We start from the raw sequence: 16,671 nt of genomic DNA on the forward strand, positions 1-16,671 counted from the left end.
CAAGCCACTAGTCATACCTCAGGCGCGGAAGATGAACGATGCGCCGATCGCGATCAGGGCGAAGCCAATGGCGTGGTTCCACGTCAGGTTCTCGCCGAGCCAGAAGACGGAGAAGCCGGAAAAGACGATAAGCGTGATCACCTCCTGCATCGTCTTCAGCTGTGCCGTCGTATAGACGGCCGAACCGATGCGGTTGGCAGGCACGGCAAGGCAGTATTCGAAGAAGGCGATCGCCCAGCTGACGACGATGGCGATATAGAGCGCCGCGCCTTTGTGCTTGAGATGCCCGTACCAGGCGAAGGTCATGAAGATATTTGAGGCGAAAAGCATGACAACCGGCCAGATGGCGGTTGGGCTAAGGGCAAAAGGCATGGTCGATTCCTGGAGTTAAAGGTGTCGGCAGCATGTATCGCCAATTTTCTGCTCCGCAAGGGGTTACCCCATCTTGTCGCCTCATGCACGTCCGGTAACTGAAATCGATGCCCGTCAGCCAGCCTCAAAAGCACAATCCATGATTGATGTTGATTCGTGTCAATTCCTCCAAAGCTGTGCGCCTAATAGGGAAGGCATCCGCAGATTGACAGTCCGATACGCTGCAACGCAAGGCACTGCCGCGCATCGCCGGTCCGGATGGCCTCACCAGACGTCTGCCGGAGGGGACGCGCCATGGACACGATCACAGATATCAACAAATCCAGTCTGGCTGGCCTGCTTGCCGCACTCGCGCAGGCGAAAATGAAGGTCGGTTCGATCGCCAATGCCGATGGCAGCTATACCGTTACCTACGAGCCCTTGCCTTTCCGCATCGGACGGAGCCCAGCTCAGCGAGACTATGCCGAGCACACCGCCCGTTGCCAACATGGATAGCCCTGCCCCGGCGCCAGCAGGCGCGCATGGACCCTTCTTCCACGCCCGCGCGATCGCGCCGAAAACGATCCTTTATACCGACGCGGACGGGCGTGACGAAATCCGCGAAGTCGGCTCGCGCTCCTGGCGCAATTGCAACGCCGGCAATATCCGCAAGGGCGACTTCTCGATCAATTGCGGCGCCATCGGCGATGACGGCAGCTTCGCGATCTTTTCCGACGAGGAGAGCGGGAAGGCGGCGATCATCGCCCTGCTGAGAACGACCGCCTACATCAAGCTCACCCTCAAGCAGGCAATCTTCCGCTATGCGCCGCCGAACGAGAACCAATCCGAAGACTACGCCAAGTTCATCCGTGGCAAGACCGGCATTGCGCTGACGGCGGTTCTCGCCGACCTCAAGATGGACGACTTCCGCAAGATCGCGAAATTCATCCAGGTCGTCGAGGGCTGGAAACCTGGCACAATCAGGCCGAACGGACCGCCTGCGCCGCTGATCGGCGCAGGCGCGGCCATCGGCGTGGCGTCGGCGGCGGCGTCGGCCACGCAGAACTGGATGGCCATTGCTCGCCGGGAAGCTGCCCTTCCCGCACATGAACGCAACCAATGGCCTGATCCCGGAGAGAACCCGCGCATCCTGAACTATTTCAAGGTCTGCGCCCCATGGTTCGAGGTTGATGGTTGCGACGAAGTCGATTGGTGCGCCGCCTTCGTCAACTACTGCCTTGTCACGAGTGGGCACATGGGCACCGACCATCCGGGCGCCCGCTCCCTCTTCTGGAACAAGAAGAAGCAGTTTCATGTCCTTCAAGCCCGCAACCAGGCGCGATCGCGGTTCCCCGCTACGCCCCCTTCTCCGACGCGAGCTGGGCAACGGGAAACGGCCATGTCGGCTTCGTGGTCTCCTTGACCAGCACGACGGTAACGCTCCTCGGCGGCAACCAGGGCAACACGAGAGAGGACATTCCCCCGTCTGGAGGAGAAGAACGCAGCAGGCGCAAAGCAATCCGAATTCGTCGCCTTCCTGATGCCGGTCATCGTGTAGCAGCGGGCCCCGATCCGCGGAATGCCTGACGACGCCGAGGACCAGCGCTGCGTCGTCAGTCCCTATTGGACAAGATAGCCAAGGACTGCCGCGTTTATCAGGTCGATGAAGAAGGCGGAAACGAGCGGCAGAATGATGAACGCCATGCTGGAGGCACCGTGAATCTTGGTGACCGCTGTCATATTGGCGATAGCCGTCGGTGTGGCGCCTAGCGCGATACCGCCAAAGCCGGCGGAAATCACTGCAGCGTCGTAGTTCCGCCCCATCGCCGGGAACACGACGAAAAGGATGTAGATGACGGTCACGCACGTCTGCGCCCCGAGCACCAGGATGAGCGAGAGCCCAAGGCCGCTCAAGGCCCAGAGCTGCATGCTCATCAGCGACATCGAGAGAAACACGTTCAACGAAAGATCGGATATCAGCGACAGCGCACGGCTCCGCGTCGGCCATGGCAGGCGTGGAGCCGCCAACGGGACGACATTGGTCATCACGATGGCCACCAGAAGGCAAACGACGAAAAGCGGGAGCTTGAAGCCGGTCTCCTCGATCACCTCCTCCAAAGCATATCCCGTCAGGATCGCGATGTTGGTGACGAACAATGTCCTCAACAGGCTGACCGCGCTGACCTCATCGTCATGTTCACGCGCTGACTTATGCGACACCCCGATCGTCAACTCTTCGTTCGCCGGTCCGCTCAGGTGGTATCGGGCGATCAGTCGCTGTGCGATCGGCCCGCCGATAAGGCTGGCGATGACAAGGCCAAGCGTTGCGCTGGCAATGCCGACTTCCATGGCGTTGGTGACCCCGAAGCGGCTCGAAACGATTGGAGCCCAAGCGATCGTTGTGCCGTGTCCGCCAATGAGCGAAATCGAGCCGAGCAGAATGTCGATGCCCCTGGGCAGGCCGAGCGCCGCGCTTGTTCCAATGGCCGTCAGATTCTGGATGATCAGGAAGGCGACCGTTATGACCAGAAGGATCAGAAAAGGCCTGCCGCCGGCGGCAAGATCGGTGAGCCGGGCGTTGAGACCGATACCTGTGAAGAAATAGAGAAGCAGCAGATCGCGTGCCTGAAGCGCGAAGCTGATCTCGATGTCGAACAGCGTGTATGCGAGGAGCGTCACCGCCGCCGCAAGCATCCCGCCTGTCACCGCCTCCGGAATGCTCCACCGCGTCAGAACGGGGAAAAGACGGTTCAGAGTTGCCCCAGCAAAGAACACCAGAATTGCAATCGTGAAAGACAGTAGCCCCGGAACCTGAATTGCCGCCACGCGCCACCCTTCCCCAAGATTCGCCACGTCTGCCGCGGCGACGGTTTGCTGCCGGAAATCTGGCACACGACGCGGGATTGAGCCAGAAAAATACGCGCGATACTGGCAGGGAAAACAGCCGCGGCATCCCAACCTCAGGGACTTCTGCCGCTACGCCGCATTTTGGAATCCTTGAACCTTCATGCTCACCTTTGGAAAGGGCGTGCATGGAAGACGAAGAGCGATGCATTGCCGCCGCTCCTCGCCCAGCCTATGCCGCACCACCCGGCTATTGCCTCAGGTCAGGTTCTTGCGTCGCTCGAGCTCGGCCGCAGTCGGCTGCTCGAATTCGAACGAGCCGGTGACGATGTCGCCGTCACGAACATACTTGTTCGCAGTAACGCCGGAGCCCGAAACCCGCGAGCTGACGAGCTTCAGTTTGCCCGGAAAGGCGCCGTCACCGAACAGCTTCTTGCCCTTGCCGAGCACGACGGGAAAGAATGAAATATTCAGCTCGTCGACCAGGTCGTTCTTGAAAAGCGTCTGCAGGAAGTCGGTTGACCCCTGTGTCAATAGGTGCGGTCCATCGCCGCCTTTCAACGCCTTGAGCGCGCCGACCACATCGGCACCGAGCACCTGGCTGTTCTGCCAGCTGGGCACAAAGTCCGGCTTGCGGGTCGCGACATATTTGGTGATCCGATCGAAAAGTGGACCGATCGGGTCGTCGGCCGCGACATAGGGCCAGTGCGCGGCGAAGATGTCGTAGGTCTTGCGGCCGAGCAAAAGATCGAAAGGATTGGCGAACATCTCACCCACGGTCTCGCCCATCGCCTCGTCGAAATAGGGAGCGGCCCAGCCGCCATACCTGAAGTCGCCGATCGGGTCCTCGTCCGGACCGCCCGGCGCCTGCATGATGCCGTCGAGACTGACGAATGCACCAGTGATGATCTTCCTCATGCCTGTTCTCCTTTGTGGCCGATTAGGTTGCTGACGGCGGCTTTCTCGAGCGAGCCGGCCGGTGTTGACGACTTAATCGCTCTTGGCGAGAACGCGGCCGGCCATGGCGGGATGGATCTCGAACACTGGGCCTGCCTCGGACTCGCTCGCTGACATTAGTCTTGTCTTCGTATTGCGCTCAGCTGAGTTCTTGGGCGAGCCCTATGAGAACCCCTTCAGGCCCCCTGATATAGCAGAGCCGATATATATCTTTGTACCGGACGACTTCGCCCACGAGTTGCGCGCCGCGCCTGCGGAGCCTTTCAAGCGTCTCATCGATGTCGTCCACGGCGAACATGACGCGGAGGTAGCCTAGGGCGTTGACCGGGGCGTTCCGGTGATCTGCGACGACATCAGGTGCAAGGAAGCGGGAGAGCTCAAGCCGGCTGTGTCCATCGGGTGTGCGCATCATGGCAATCTCGACACGCTGATCGGCCAGTCCAGTGACACGTCCGGCCCATTCTCCCTCGATCGTGGCCCGCCCTTCGAGCTCGAGGCCGAGCTCGTGAAAGAATTCAATCGTCTCTCCAAGGTCTTCGACGACGATTCCTACATTATCCATCCGCTTGAGCGCCATGCTTCCAATCTCCAAGGTGCCGTTCCAATCTACAAGGTGTCGCCTAGTACTGTCCGCGTCAGACGCTTGAATCCGGACGGCCTCAAAACGCCACCCGGCTTTCAAACGGCTCTTACACTCCAAGGACGATCGCCCATGCGACGTGCCGACAACCGTCTGAGATAAAATCGAACCTGTAAGGCGCTATCCTGTCGGGCGTCGTCGACTGGGCGAAGTGACCGGAAGCCGATGACGAGGCGTCCTGCAATCACTCTCGTTCCATCCGCACCTCAACAGCAAACGCCGCCAGTTGATGCACGCGGCTACAACCGGAGCGATTACTACAAAGCGAACGCCCCAATTTCGGTACGGAAGTTTCCGCCAAGGCTCTAGTTATAAACAGTTATTGCGACAAAAGGTATTTTGTGAGATACATATACAGGTTGCAATCGCGCAACCAAGATAAGCAAGCATAAATAGATCGATACCGGCAAAGCGCCCGTCAGCTGTCTGGCGGCGATGATGCCGCTTGCGAAAGAACGATAGCCTGAGACCTCAGACATATTGAAGACAACAGTAGATCAATCGTCGGTCTGAACAGTTACCGCCATGCGCATTGACATCCTAGGCCGACAAGCCCTGTGGAGAGAAGCCATGCCTTTTGATCTTACCCAGCCGCTCTCGTGGGAGAGCGCGGCAGGAGACGCAGCGGTGATGCTCGACGAGCTCCAACCGAACATCGTCAAGGCGCACACCCGCGAATTCCTGACCGTCCTGTTCCTGAAATTCACCGACCCGGCCGGAGGTCGGGCCCTGCTGAAATCGCTGTCGCAGCCACCGGCCGGCGCGCCGCTCCTGAAATCCGCGCGGACTCACTTGATGGAGGTCAAGGCGTTCAAGGCCAACGGCACCAAGGGGACCCCCTATGTCGGAGTCGGCATCACGCGCCACGGCTACACGGCCCCTGCAAGTCCCAGACCCGACGATCCCGCAGGACGGCTCGTTCCTGGCGGGCATGAAGAACGCCGCGCTGAACGACCCGGCTCCGGCGAACTGGGATCCACATTTCCGCGACGTCATCGACGCCGTCATCCTGGTCGGCGACCAGATGTCCGGGCCGCGCACCCGGGCTCTTGCCGCAGTCCATCAACTGATCCAGGCCGCGCACGGTGTTCAGATCCTCGGCGAGGAAAAGGGCCACGGTCTGCACAACAAGAACGGCGACGGCATCGAGCACTTCGGCTACGTCGACGGGGCAAGCCAGCCGCTGTTTCTCACCGAGGAAATAAACGACGAGCGGCTAACCGCCAACGGCACCAGTAACTGGGATCCGGCCTTCGGGCTGAACCGCGTCATCATCCCGGACACCTCGGCGCCCGATCCGACGAGGCATTTCGGCAGCTACTTCGTATTCCGCAAGCTCGAGCAGAACGTCAAGCTGTTCAAGAAGCAGGAGAAGGCGCTGGCAAAGCGGCTGCATCTGAGGGGCGACGACGCCGAGCGAGCCGGCGCCATGCTGGTCGGCCGCTTCGAGGACGGCACGCCGTTGACGACCCAGTTCACCGACGGCAACCACCATCCCGTTCCCAACGACTTCAACTACGACAGCGATCCGGACGGCGCCAAGTGTCCGTTCTTCGGCCATATCCGCAAGGTCAACCCGCGCGGTTCCGGGGGCTTCGAGCCGGTCGAGGGCGAGCGCCTGCACATCATGGCGCGGTGCGGCCAGACTTACGGCGTGCGCACCGACCAGCCCAATGACGGCCGGATCGACAACAAGCCGAGCAAGGATGTCGGCCTGCTGTTCATGGCCTTCAATGCAAACATCGCGCAGCAGTTCGAATTTGCGCAAGGGACATGGGCAAACAATCCGGGCTTTCCCCGGGTGCCCGCAGGCGCCGGCAGCCCCGGTCTCGACCTGGTGATCGGCCAGAGCCCCAACCCGCGCCCCGATATCCATTGTCCGGCGCAATGGGGCGGCTCGACGATGACCACCACGACCGCACCGCCGCAGGCAGTGACCATGAAGGGCGGCGAATACTTCTTCATGCCGTCGCTGGCCTTCTTTCGCAGCCTCCCCTAGCCGGTCGGTTCCCGTTTACGCATCGAACACTCCTCACCCTGTGCCCGTGGCAGGGGTGAGCCGCAAGAGCGAGACCGAGTGCGTGTTCGCACCCGACGTCCCAGACGCCCAAGCTTATCAGCCACTATACAGCCCGCATGCAAATGAGGCGCACATCATCTGCCGCGACGGGCTTCCCTTTTCTCAGGGCCGCGACAGTTTTCCTGGTGAGACAATTGGCGGTTACGTGTGACGGCGACCGACGCCGCCGTTGGCCGCCCAACATCGGGAGGAGGACATGGCGGAAACCACAGTCAATGTCCGCTACATGGTCGATGATGTCGAGGCAGCCATCGCCTGGTACACGACGCATCTCGGCTTTTCCGTTCTGACGAATTACGCTCCCGCCTTCGCGGATGTGCGGCGTGGAGCGCTGCGGCTGCTGCTCAGCGGACCGACCAGTTCCGCGGGACGGCCGATGCCGGACGGCGAACTGCCCCGCCCTGGCGGTTGGAACCGCATCCATCTGATCGTCGACGATCTGTCGGCGGAAGTGGCGCGCCTGCGCGGTGCCGGCGTCCAGTTCCGCAACGAGATCGTCACCGGACCGGGCGGGTCGCAGATCCTGCTGATTGATCCCTCCGGAAATTCCGTTGAGCTCTTTCAGCCGGCACGCGGATGACGCCGACCTGATATCCGCAAGCAGCCGTAACGCCGATGATCAGGACCGGGTGGCTTCGACGCCGCCTGGACGCGGCACCCCCGCCACGTCACGCGTCGCTCCCCCATCAGTACTCTTTGCCCCTTCACTTTCGCGGTGACTCTCGCCATATTCCGCCCATGGCCAAAACTCCGAAGAAATCCGCCGCCCCTGTTGGCTTCGAGGAAGTCCCGCAGTCGTCCGAGGCTCCCCTGTCCGGTTCCGTTGCCGACTGGGTGAAGCAGCTGGAGGCCGATGCTGAGGCGTCAAGTGTCGAGACGCAACGCCAGATCGCCTCGAAGGCCGGCAAGCACCGCAAGAAGGTCGAAATCGCCGCCTCGAAGTCGGCGCGCGGCACGTCGATGGGCGGCTCGACCGATCCGAAGACCCGTGCGGCCGCCGGCCTCAATCCGGTGGCGGGCATGGACACGACGCTGGAGGAAGCCGCCTCATTGCAGGCCGGCACCGCCGTCACCGCCACTGTCGAGGCTTTGTCGGCGCTGATCGAGAGCGGCAACCCGCTGCACAAGAACGGCAAGATCTGGACGCCGCACCGCCCCGCCCGGCCGGACAAGTCCGAAGGCGGCATCTCGATCCGCATGAACAGCGAATATCAGCCCGCCGGCGACCAGCCGACTGCCATCAAGGACCTCGTCGAGGGCCTCGGCAATGGCGACCGCAGCCAGGTCCTGCTCGGCGTCACCGGCTCCGGCAAGACCTTCACCATGGCCAAGGTGATCGAGGAAACCCAGCGCCCGGCCCTGATCCTCGCGCCGAACAAGACGCTCGCCGCGCAGCTCTATTCCGAGTTCAAGAACTTCTTCCCCGACAACGCGGTCGAGTACTTCGTCTCCTACTACGACTACTACCAGCCGGAAGCCTACGTCCCGCGCTCCGACACCTATATCGAGAAGGAATCCTCGATCAACGAGCAGATCGACCGCATGCGCCACTCGGCGACGCGCTCGCTGCTCGAGCGCGACGACTGCATCATCGTCGCCTCGGTCTCCTGCATCTACGGTATCGGCTCGGTCGAAACCTATACCGCCATGACCTTCCAGATGAACGTCGGCGACCGCCTCGACCAGCGCCAGCTGCTCGCCGACCTCGTCGCCCAGCAATACAAGCGCCGCGACATGGATTTCCAGCGCGGCTCCTTCCGCGTCCGCGGCGACACCATCGAAATCTTCCCGGCCCACCTGGAAGATGCGGCCTGGCGCATCTCCATGTTCGGCGACGAGATCGACGCCATCACCGAGTTCGACCCGCTGACCGGCGCCAAGACCGGCGACCTGAAATCGGTGAAGATCTACGCCAATTCGCACTACGTCACCCCGCGCCCTACGCTGAACGCCGCCATCAAGTCGATCAAGGAGGAACTGAAGCTCCGTCTCGTTGAACTCGAGAAGGCCGGCCGTCTCTTGGAAGCCCAGCGCCTGGAACAGCGCACCCGCTACGACATCGAAATGCTGGAAGCGACAGGCTCCTGCCAGGGTATCGAGAATTATTCGCGCTACCTCACTGGCCGCGACCCCGGCGACCCGCCGCCGACGCTGTTCGAATACGTCCCCGACAACGCCATCGTCTTCATCGACGAAAGCCACGTCACCATCCCGCAGATCGGCGGAATGTACCGGGGCGACTTCCGCCGCAAGGCGACGCTCGCCGAATACGGCTTCCGCCTGCCTTCCTGCATGGACAACCGTCCCTTGCGCTTCGAGGAATGGGACGCCATGCGCCCCGACACGATCGCCGTCTCGGCCACCCCCGGCGGCTGGGAGATGGACCAGTCAGGCGGCGTCTTCGCCGAGCAGGTCATCCGCCCGACCGGCCTGATCGACCCTCCCGTCGAGGTCCGCTCCGCCCGCAGCCAGGTCGACGACGTGCTCGGCGAAATCCGCGAGACCGCGGCCAAGGGCTACCGTACCCTCTGCACCGTGCTGACCAAGCGCATGGCCGAGGACCTAACCGAATACCTGCACGAACAGGGCGTCCGCGTCCGCTACATGCACAGTGACATCGACACGCTGGAGCGCATCGAGATCATCCGCGACCTCCGCCTCGGCGCCTTCGACGTGCTCGTCGGCATCAACCTTCTGCGCGAAGGCCTCGACATTCCCGAATGCGGCTTCGTCGCCATCCTCGATGCCGACAAGGAAGGCTTCCTGCGCTCCGAGACCTCGCTGATCCAGACGATCGGCCGCGCCGCGCGTAACGTCGACGGCAAGGTCATCCTCTATGCCGACAACATCACCGGCTCGATGCAGCGCGCCATGGACGAGACCGCGCGGCGCCGCGAAAAGCAGGTGGCCTACAACGAGGAACACGGCATCACGCCGGAGAGCGTCAAGGCGAAGATCTCGGACATCCTCGACTCGGTTTACGAACGCGACCACGTCCGCGCCGACATATCGGGCGCCTCGGGCAAGGGCTTTGCCGATGGCGGCAACCTCGTCGGCGGCAACCTGCAGACCCATCTCAACGCGCTGGAAAAGCAGATGCGCGACGCCGCCGCCGACCTCGACTTCGAGAAGGCCGCCCGCCTGCGCGACGAGATCAAGCGCCTCAAGGCCGCCGAACTCGCGGTCATGGACGACCCGATGGCACGCGAGGAAGCCCGCTCGCAGGAAGGCAGCGGCAAGAAGAGCGGCAAGCCGGCCGCAGGCGGCGGCTCGCTCTTCGCCAAGCCCGGCCTCGACGACATGGGCCCCGGCACCGACACCGAAACCCCGCTCTTCCGCAAACCCGATCTCGACGATATGGGCCGCGACGTCGCCGACCCCGCTGGCAAGAGCCTCTTCCGCCGCAACAGCCTCGACGAAATGACCGTCGGCCGCACGGAAAAGCCGGTCGCCGGCCACCTGCCGGACAAGCCCGACGCCGCCAAGGGCACGAAGCGCTTCTCACCGCTGCTGGAAGGCCAGCCGGAGCGCGACGACGTCAGGCCGCTTGTGCGCGGCAAGGCGGGCGTGGGGAGTTATGAAGATCCGGTGGACCAGAAGCGCAAGGGGCGCACGAAGGGCAAGACGGGGCGGCCTGGGCAGTGATCGCCTCGGCCAGACCATTCCGTCTGTCGCGCCACCACCCACACTCCCGTCATCCCGGACTTGATCGGGTGATCGGGGATCCAGCAACCGCGCGTCCGCGCGGTGAATGAATCAGCAAACAACAACAATCTCCGCGCGATGGACATCGCGCCGCTGGGTGCCGGATCAAGTCCGGCATGACGGCCACCGCTGATTGCATTCTATCTCAGGAACACGCATCATCCGCTCATGAAGGGCTACGTCTACATCCTGACTTCGCAGCGCAACGGCACGCTCTACACCGTCACCCCGGACCTGATCCGGGGTCCACCGCGCTCAAATCCTTGAGCGTGGAGACACTTTGCACCGCAGACGCGGCGCCACTAGATGCCGGGTCAAGCCCGGCATGACGAAAGCGAGAACCCGCAAAGCCATTTAAGCGAACAAACTCGTCGACCTCACGTGGTAATATTTCTCCAAAGCAGTTCTAATGCAGGCTGTGCAAAACCTGGTTTTATCTCTGGTGGTGTGTTTGACTTTTTCAACCACAAGGATCATGCATGACGAGAACACGGCGACCTGGAAGTGATGGTTCGGCCACATGGTGCGATCGGCAACAAGGTCCCGATCGCACTGATGAATCCGGGAGGCGCAACCAGCCCGCCCCCCTGACACAAGCCGGAAAACTCCAGCCTCCGCGGGTCCAACGTTTGGGAGCGGATCATATTGATGTAATATCTCCAGAATTACTATTTAGTAAACTGAGCGAGATCAACGTGGATGATATTATAGCCGAGTTCAGCAAGGTCCGTTAGCCGGTCCTATCGGCACACGAGCGGGCCTCCGCAATAGAGGCCCGCATTGAGAAGTGCGGAGATCAGCGCATGTGAGCAAATTTACGCGCATGATTTGATGGGCCTACTTTCTTTCCTTTTACACGTTAGGTGAAATTCTACTCGAAATTCATCCCCACCCCTCCCAACCCATGCCATCATCCCTCTCGTCCCGTCACGGATACACCGCAAGGCGTTGCGGCGAGACGGGACCGGCGCGGGTGTGAGGGAAGGACGCAAAACCTCATGCACCGGGTCCGCAGAAAATGGTCTCCCTCCGGGGACGGCGGCGATCGCGCGAATGCGGCGTCGAGTTGAGCCCCGGACGTGCCATTTGTGGCACACATGGCCCCCAGGAGAAGTGAAGCTTCCTCGGGCAAGGCGGCAGAGGGACCGGAGTTGAGGGCATAAACCGCCGAATGAGGTGCTCGACAGCGCCATCTTACACTTTTCAGATGAGGCTCTTTCGAGCGCCCCGTCCGAACCCTGTCGCCCGCACGGGCCGGCAAACCGATGCCAGGATCAAACCACGGGCGAAACCAGCCGCGTGAAGGCAAAGCCGCGCGCCGCCGAGATGCTCAGCCTGCCGGCGAGGGTCTGCGGCGTGCGCAATTGCCGCCGCACGCGATCCTGCCTGCTCGTCTTCACCCACAACAGGCTGCCGCTCTGCTACACCATGCTGACCGAGGACGAGCGGAAGGCGCATGACGAGTTCTTCGATTTCGCCGCCAGCGTCTACGAGGCGGCGCAGTCCGGCCATTTCGGCAATCTCTACCGGCTGCTGATCGACAAGCCGTCCGAGTATCACCAGGCGGTGACCGAGATCGTCCGCCACGCCCTGCCGCCCGGCCATCGCGCCCATCGCGGCCTCGACGCGATCGACAGGATCAGGGCCGGCCAAGCGCCCGCCGCGTGGAGCTGGAAAACACGTTTCCGGCGATGACCGCCGGAGCGGTACGGCGGCGCGTGCTCGTGTCGGACGATCTCGCACCGGACTGCAAGGCATCCTCTTCGGCAGCGCCGCCCGTTAAACTTGCTTCAACCCCTGGGTGGCATACCTGCCCCGGCAGCGCATAAGGAGACATTGCATGGCCTTCGTCGGCTTCAGGAACACCCACAACAACACGATCTATATCAACCCCGAGCAGGTCATCTACGTTTCCTCCTTCGAGGAAGACGTCACCATTGTCGCCTATGCCGTCACCGATGCCAGCGGCAAGCCCGTCGTGTCGCATGTGCGCGGCAGCGCCGACATCGTGCAGCACAAGCTCGCCAGCGCCGCTGCCCGCTAGGATTGCGCGCTCGAGGCGGTCACGGCCGAGGGGCCAAAGGAGCGCGGCGGTGCCGTTCCGGCACAGTTTCCGGAAACGGCACAGCAGTGGCTGTGAATGCTTACAATTCGTCAAGCGTCTGAATCTTTGGCGATTCCCGCTCCGGCGATTCTGGTGCCACAATATTGCCGCTTGCCTTTTGCTTCGAATGCTGTCACCAAATGCGGCTCTCGGGCATTTGCATGCCGGTGACTGGACTGATGTGGTAAAGCTTTCCGGCAGGAAGGCAGCGTGGGGGACACCCGCGTACGTAGACGTTCTTTCCCCGTTCGTGAACTACTCGACTGACCCTTCGCGCGCTGAATTTTGATGAGGGAGCGCGAAAGCTAAAGCCGTCCGTTTCCTCTCGCGGGGGATGGATACCAAACAGACTAAGGGAAAAGGACTATCCCAATGGCCACCAAGGGCACCGTAAAATTCTTCAACCAGGACAAGGGTTTTGGTTTCATCACGCCGGAAGGCGGCGCGAAGGACGTTTTCGTCCACATCTCCGCGCTCCAGGCTTCTGGCATCCAGTCGCTGCGCGAAGGCCAGCAGGTCACCTTCGACACCGAGCCGGACCGCATGGGCAAGGGCCCGAAGGCCGTCAACATCTCGGCTAACTAATTCATTCTCTGCTTCGGCAGGGAAGAGAACGGCGCTCCGCAAGGGGCGCCGTTTTTCGTTTGGCCGGTCATAGCGTCGCCCTAGGCACTGACCGTTTCCCGCGCGCCCTCGAAATCCACCGCCGCAAAGGCGGCTGCGATCACCTCGGGGCCCGCTCCCGCCTTGACCGCGTCGGTCGAGAGAATCTGTCGGTAGCGCCGCGCGCCAGGCAGCCCCGTAAACAGCCCGACCATGTGCCGCGCCACCTGCTGCAGCCGCCCGCCGTTGGCGATATGGCGCTCGGCATAAGCCATCATCCGGCCGCGGATATCGCCCCAGTCAGCTTCGTCGGCAACCGCGCCATAGAAGCGATGGTCGACATCGGCAAGAATCGCGGCGTTCTGGTAGGCCGCACGCCCGAGCATGATGCCGTCGACGTGGTTCAAATGATCAGCCGCCTCGTCCAGCGTCTGGATGCCGCCGTTGATGCCGATAAAGACATCGGGCCGCGCCTCTTTCATGCGGTAGACGATCTCGTAGTCGAGCGGCGGGATTTCCCGATTCTCCTTCGGCGACAGGCCCTTCAGCCAGGCCTTTCGGGCGTGGATCCAGACGGCGTCGGCACCGGCATCGAGCACACGGTCGAGAAGATCGGGCAGAGCCGCTTGCGGATCCTGGTCGTCGACACCAATCCGGCACTTCACCGTGACAGGCACGTCGGCCACCGCCTTCATCGCCGCCACGCAGACCGCCACCGTCTCCGGTGTCAGCATCAGGCAAGCGCCGAAGGTGCCTGACTGCACCCGGTCCGAGGGACAGCCGACATTGAGATTGATCTCGTCGTAGCCGTAAGAGCCAGCGATCCGAACCGCCTCGGCAAGTTTCGCCGGATCCGACCCACCGAGCTGCAGCGCCACCGGATGCTCCGCTCCGTCGAAGGACAGCAGCCGTTCGCGCGGCCCATGGATGATCGCGTCGGCCACCACCATTTCCGTGTAGAGCAGCGCATTGCGGCTGATCTGCCGGTGAAAATAGCGGCAATGGCGATCGGTCCAGTCGATCATCGGCGCAATCGCGAAGATCGGCTGGCCCGACGTCAGGACCTCGGCGTAGAAATTGGATGTCGTCATGCCGCGCTCATAGCGTAAAGGCAGGCAAAACGCCAGTTTTCCTCACGCAAGGCAGCCATGTCAGGATGCAAGGCGATGATGATGCTGCGTTGTCGAACCACGCGTTCCCCCGCCGTTGCTTTCCGTCTAAGATGTCAGGACTCACGAACAGCAAGAGCGTGCAATGTCCCTTCCCGCCACCGTCATCCCGCTTCCGCATCCCGTCCTGCTTCCCGTCGAAGACACAGCCGAGGCGTTCCCGGTACGCCGCGTTTACTGCGTCGGGCGTAACTACGCCGACCATGCGATCGAGATGGGCCATGACCCGAGCCGCGAGCCGCCGTTCTTTTTCCAGAAGAACGCCGACAATCTGCTGCCCGCAGGCAAGGACTTCCCCTACCCGCCGCTGTCCAGCGATGTGCATTTCGAGGTCGAGTGTGTGCTGGCGCTAAAAGCCGGCGGCCAAGATATCGCCGCCGACAAGGCGCTCGACTGTATTTATGGCTACGCCGTCGGCATCGATTTCACACGTCGCGATCTACAGGCCGAGGCGAAGAAGCTCGGCCGCCCCTGGGAAGTCGCCAAGGCCTTCGAATATTCAGCACCGGTGTCGCCTATCGTCCCGGCAAGCCAACTTGGGCATCCCTCGGCGGGCCGGATCTGGTTGGAATTGAACGGCAAGCGCGTCCAGGATGGCGACCTCAACCAGATGATCTGGAAGGTGCCTGAGATCATTGCCGAACTCTCGAGACTCTTCATCCTGGCGCCGGGCGATGTCATCATGACCGGTACGCCGGCAGGCGTCGGCGCCGTAAAGAAGGGCGACCGCATCGATTGCGGCATCGACGGCATTTCCACGCTGTCGATCAACGTGGCCTGAGGGGAGACGTCATGCCTGTCTACGCGCTTGGCGAATTGATGCCGGACCTGCCGCCATCAGGCAACTATTGGATCGCCCCGGATGCCCATGTCATTGGTCAGGTGTTACTTGGCGTCGACGTCGGCGTCTGGTTCGGTGCAGTGCTGCGCGGCGATAACGAGCCGATCACCGTCGGCGCGGCGACGAACATCCAGGAAGGCGCGATGCTGCATACCGATCCGGGATTTCCCGTAACGATCGGCGAAGGCTGCACCATCGGTCATCACGCCATCGTCCACGGCTGCACGATCGGCGACAATTCCCTGATCGGCATGGGTGCCACGGTGCTGAATGGCGCCAAGATCGGCAACAACTGCCTCGTCGGCGCAAATGCGTTGATCACCGAGGGCAAGGAGTTTCCGGATAACTCCTTGATCGTCGGCTCGCCGGCGCGCGTGGTCCGCACCCTGGACGAGGCGGCGATCGCCGGGTTACGCCGCTCAGCCGAAAAATATGTCGGAAACTGGCAACGTTTCGCGCGGGACTTGCGCCCACTCTGAACTGTTAGAACAGCAGACCGACGCCGGTCACGTTCTTGACGGCCGTCTTCACGAGATCGAAAACGGCGTTCAGGATCTTCTGCGCGGCGACATAAAGGAGGAATTCAAACTCGGCCAACGCGCTGTTGAGATTGAGTTCGAGAAGATGCAGCGTCAAGTCAGCAGACTTGACGGTGATCGTCTCGCCGCAAGCTGCGCCATGACCTTGGCGGTCTTCTGCGCGATGAAACCCAGCTGGTAGGTCATCTCGTCGCGAATGGCGGTCCATTGGCCCTTTGCCGTCGCGGCAGCGACGGACAGCAGGCCTTCAAGCAGTTCTTCGGCAGATTCCGGTGCGAAATTCGCGTCAACAGACATGGCTGCCCCCCTATTTCAATGACCCTTCCATCGTTCTGGCGATGCCGCAGGTGTTCTGAACGATCGTAATATTGTCCGTTTCGTTGGCCCGCTGACCCTTGGCCTCGAAGTTCGCCCGGGAAGCTTCGATCGCCTGCCGGCAGCGCTCGATGTTGTCGGCCACGAGCTGGGCGGCGCGCGCAGATGGTTTGCCCTGGAGATAAGCCGTGCGCCGCCCTGCGATATCGCCCGCGTCCTTCACCATGGCGAGAGCTTCGATGTAATATGGCTCACGTCACGATAGCGGGCACGTTGCGGCGCTTTCGTCTCCACCGTGGTTTCCATTTTCGTCAGGCTCGAATGTGCGCCGTCAAGCTTCGTATAGACGGCCTCGTTGTAAACAGGCGCAAAGATGGAGCATCCGCTGAGCGGAATTGCCAATATCAGCAAAGATAGATGACGTTTCGGCATGTGTGGGTCCCCAGCCCCGCCGAACATCATAAACCAGCTACAAATACAATCAATCCTTACATAAAAAATAATCAGCAACCATAGAGAGAAT

The 16,671-nt window shown here is 61.8% G+C and carries 19 protein-coding genes; 10 read left to right on the forward strand and 9 right to left on the reverse strand.

Annotation, left to right across the window (positions count from 1 at the left end):
- Positions 1-18: 18 nt before the first annotated feature.
- Positions 19-372, reverse strand: a complete 354-nt coding sequence (locus AS026_RS19175; RefSeq protein ID WP_018116323.1) for a DMT family protein — start codon at positions 370-372, stop codon at positions 19-21.
- A gap of 294 nt (positions 373-666) precedes the next feature.
- Here AS026_RS19175 and AS026_RS19180 point away from each other — a divergent pair, with 294 nt between their 5' ends.
- A complete protein-coding gene (locus AS026_RS19180; protein WP_029867532.1) occupies positions 667-867 on the forward strand; it encodes a hypothetical protein in 201 nt (66 codons plus the stop codon).
- On the forward strand, positions 860-1,774 hold the full coding sequence (locus AS026_RS19185; RefSeq protein ID WP_245307552.1) for a conjugal transfer protein: 915 nt from the start codon (positions 860-862) through the stop codon (positions 1,772-1,774). The genes AS026_RS19180 and AS026_RS19185 overlap by 8 nt, the downstream gene beginning before the upstream one ends.
- 197 nt (positions 1,775-1,971) lie before the next feature.
- Here the strand turns inward: AS026_RS19185 and gltS are convergent, their stop codons facing one another.
- From gltS to AS026_RS19200, 3 genes are all read right to left on the reverse strand, one after another.
- Entirely contained in the window at positions 1,972-3,177 is a 1,206-nt protein-coding gene (gene gltS / locus AS026_RS19190) for a sodium/glutamate symporter (protein ID WP_025660673.1), read from the reverse strand.
- 276 nt (positions 3,178-3,453) lie between these two features.
- Positions 3,454-4,113, reverse strand: a complete 660-nt coding sequence (locus AS026_RS19195) for a dihydrofolate reductase family protein (RefSeq protein WP_025660674.1) — start codon at positions 4,111-4,113, stop codon at positions 3,454-3,456.
- A 178-nt stretch (positions 4,114-4,291) separates the two neighbouring features.
- Complete coding sequence (locus AS026_RS19200; protein ID WP_025660675.1) at positions 4,292-4,729, reverse strand: VOC family protein; 438 nt, start codon at positions 4,727-4,729, stop codon at positions 4,292-4,294.
- A gap of 904 nt (positions 4,730-5,633) precedes the next feature.
- Between AS026_RS19200 and AS026_RS19205 the strand changes: the two genes are divergently transcribed.
- From AS026_RS19205 to AS026_RS19230, 6 genes are all read left to right on the forward strand, one after another.
- Positions 5,634-6,791, forward strand: coding sequence for a Dyp-type peroxidase (locus tag AS026_RS19205; protein WP_245307553.1), 1,158 nt, complete (start codon positions 5,634-5,636; stop codon positions 6,789-6,791).
- 277 nt (positions 6,792-7,068) lie between these two features.
- On the forward strand, positions 7,069-7,452 hold the full coding sequence (locus tag AS026_RS19210; RefSeq protein ID WP_018854757.1) for a VOC family protein: 384 nt from the start codon (positions 7,069-7,071) through the stop codon (positions 7,450-7,452).
- 158 nt (positions 7,453-7,610) lie between these two features.
- A complete protein-coding gene (gene uvrB / locus AS026_RS19215; protein ID WP_062371105.1) occupies positions 7,611-10,517 on the forward strand; it encodes an excinuclease ABC subunit UvrB in 2,907 nt (968 codons plus the stop codon).
- Positions 10,518-11,876: 1,359 nt separating this feature from the next.
- Positions 11,877-12,272, forward strand: a complete 396-nt coding sequence (locus AS026_RS19220) for a hypothetical protein (protein ID WP_062371108.1) — start codon at positions 11,877-11,879, stop codon at positions 12,270-12,272.
- Between the two features lie 145 nt (positions 12,273-12,417).
- Positions 12,418-12,621 carry a hypothetical protein gene (locus tag AS026_RS19225; protein ID WP_018116365.1) on the forward strand — a complete coding sequence of 68 codons (204 nt, stop codon included), beginning with the start codon at positions 12,418-12,420 and terminating at the stop codon, positions 12,619-12,621.
- Between the two features lie 432 nt (positions 12,622-13,053).
- Complete coding sequence (locus AS026_RS19230; RefSeq protein WP_007533154.1) at positions 13,054-13,266, forward strand: cold-shock protein; 213 nt, start codon at positions 13,054-13,056, stop codon at positions 13,264-13,266.
- Between the two features lie 80 nt (positions 13,267-13,346).
- On the opposite strand, the gene dusA is transcribed toward AS026_RS19230, so the two are convergent.
- Complete coding sequence (gene dusA, locus AS026_RS19235; protein ID WP_205634479.1) at positions 13,347-14,345, reverse strand: tRNA dihydrouridine(20/20a) synthase DusA; 999 nt, start codon at positions 14,343-14,345, stop codon at positions 13,347-13,349.
- A gap of 193 nt (positions 14,346-14,538) precedes the next feature.
- Here dusA and AS026_RS19240 point away from each other — a divergent pair, with 193 nt between their 5' ends.
- The gene (locus tag AS026_RS19240) at positions 14,539-15,234 is read left to right on the forward strand and encodes a fumarylacetoacetate hydrolase family protein (RefSeq protein ID WP_062371113.1); all 696 of its coding nucleotides are present in this window, start codon (positions 14,539-14,541) and stop codon (positions 15,232-15,234) included.
- Between the two features lie 11 nt (positions 15,235-15,245).
- Entirely contained in the window at positions 15,246-15,773 is a 528-nt protein-coding gene (locus AS026_RS19245; RefSeq protein ID WP_018854751.1) for a gamma carbonic anhydrase family protein, read from the forward strand.
- 4 nt (positions 15,774-15,777) lie between these two features.
- Here the strand turns inward: AS026_RS19245 and AS026_RS42070 are convergent, their stop codons facing one another.
- The 4 genes from AS026_RS42070 to AS026_RS19260 are packed head-to-tail and all read right to left on the reverse strand — an operon-like array spanning position 15,778 to position 16,580.
- Complete coding sequence (locus AS026_RS42070; protein ID WP_160330119.1) at positions 15,778-15,930, reverse strand: hypothetical protein; 153 nt, start codon at positions 15,928-15,930, stop codon at positions 15,778-15,780.
- The gene (locus tag AS026_RS19250) at positions 15,927-16,130 is read right to left on the reverse strand and encodes a hypothetical protein (RefSeq protein ID WP_062371115.1); all 204 of its coding nucleotides are present in this window, start codon (positions 16,128-16,130) and stop codon (positions 15,927-15,929) included. The genes AS026_RS42070 and AS026_RS19250 overlap by 4 nt, the downstream gene beginning before the upstream one ends.
- A gap of 10 nt (positions 16,131-16,140) precedes the next feature.
- Entirely contained in the window at positions 16,141-16,374 is a 234-nt protein-coding gene (locus AS026_RS19255) for a hypothetical protein (RefSeq protein WP_062371118.1), read from the reverse strand.
- Positions 16,368-16,580, reverse strand: a complete 213-nt coding sequence (locus tag AS026_RS19260; protein ID WP_062371120.1) for a hypothetical protein — start codon at positions 16,578-16,580, stop codon at positions 16,368-16,370. Before AS026_RS19260 ends, AS026_RS19255 begins: the two co-directional genes overlap by 7 nt.
- Between the last annotated feature and the right edge of the window lie 91 nt (positions 16,581-16,671).

The organism is Rhizobium altiplani, assembly GCF_001542405.1.
In the GTDB taxonomy this organism is placed as follows: domain Bacteria; phylum Pseudomonadota; class Alphaproteobacteria; order Rhizobiales; family Rhizobiaceae; genus Rhizobium; species Rhizobium altiplani.

What these genes read in the sequence shown, in the direction of transcription:
- AS026_RS19175 (WP_018116323.1), bottom strand. Translation starts at nt 372, where the DNA reads ATGCCTTTTGCCCTTAGCCCAACCGCCATCTGGCCGGTTGTCATGCTT.
- AS026_RS19180 (WP_029867532.1), top strand. Translation starts at nt 667, where the DNA reads ATGGACACGATCACAGATATCAACAAATCCAGTCTGGCTGGCCTGCTT.
- AS026_RS19185 (WP_245307552.1), top strand. Translation starts at nt 860, where the DNA reads ATGGATAGCCCTGCCCCGGCGCCAGCAGGCGCGCATGGACCCTTCTTC.
- AS026_RS19195 (WP_025660674.1), bottom strand. Translation starts at nt 4,113, where the DNA reads ATGAGGAAGATCATCACTGGTGCATTCGTCAGTCTCGACGGCATCATG.
- AS026_RS19200 (WP_025660675.1), bottom strand. Translation starts at nt 4,729, where the DNA reads ATGGCGCTCAAGCGGATGGATAATGTAGGAATCGTCGTCGAAGACCTT.
- AS026_RS19205 (WP_245307553.1), top strand. Translation starts at nt 5,634, where the DNA reads ATGTCGGAGTCGGCATCACGCGCCACGGCTACACGGCCCCTGCAAGTC.
- AS026_RS19210 (WP_018854757.1), top strand. Translation starts at nt 7,069, where the DNA reads ATGGCGGAAACCACAGTCAATGTCCGCTACATGGTCGATGATGTCGAG.
- uvrB (WP_062371105.1), top strand. Translation starts at nt 7,611, where the DNA reads ATGGCCAAAACTCCGAAGAAATCCGCCGCCCCTGTTGGCTTCGAGGAA.
- AS026_RS19225 (WP_018116365.1), top strand. Translation starts at nt 12,418, where the DNA reads ATGGCCTTCGTCGGCTTCAGGAACACCCACAACAACACGATCTATATC.
- AS026_RS19230 (WP_007533154.1), top strand. Translation starts at nt 13,054, where the DNA reads ATGGCCACCAAGGGCACCGTAAAATTCTTCAACCAGGACAAGGGTTTT.
- AS026_RS19240 (WP_062371113.1), top strand. Translation starts at nt 14,539, where the DNA reads ATGTCCCTTCCCGCCACCGTCATCCCGCTTCCGCATCCCGTCCTGCTT.
- AS026_RS19245 (WP_018854751.1), top strand. Translation starts at nt 15,246, where the DNA reads ATGCCTGTCTACGCGCTTGGCGAATTGATGCCGGACCTGCCGCCATCA.
- AS026_RS19250 (WP_062371115.1), bottom strand. Translation starts at nt 16,130, where the DNA reads ATGTCTGTTGACGCGAATTTCGCACCGGAATCTGCCGAAGAACTGCTT.
- AS026_RS19255 (WP_062371118.1), bottom strand. Translation starts at nt 16,374, where the DNA reads ATGGTGAAGGACGCGGGCGATATCGCAGGGCGGCGCACGGCTTATCTC.
- AS026_RS19260 (WP_062371120.1), bottom strand. Translation starts at nt 16,580, where the DNA reads ATGCCGAAACGTCATCTATCTTTGCTGATATTGGCAATTCCGCTCAGC.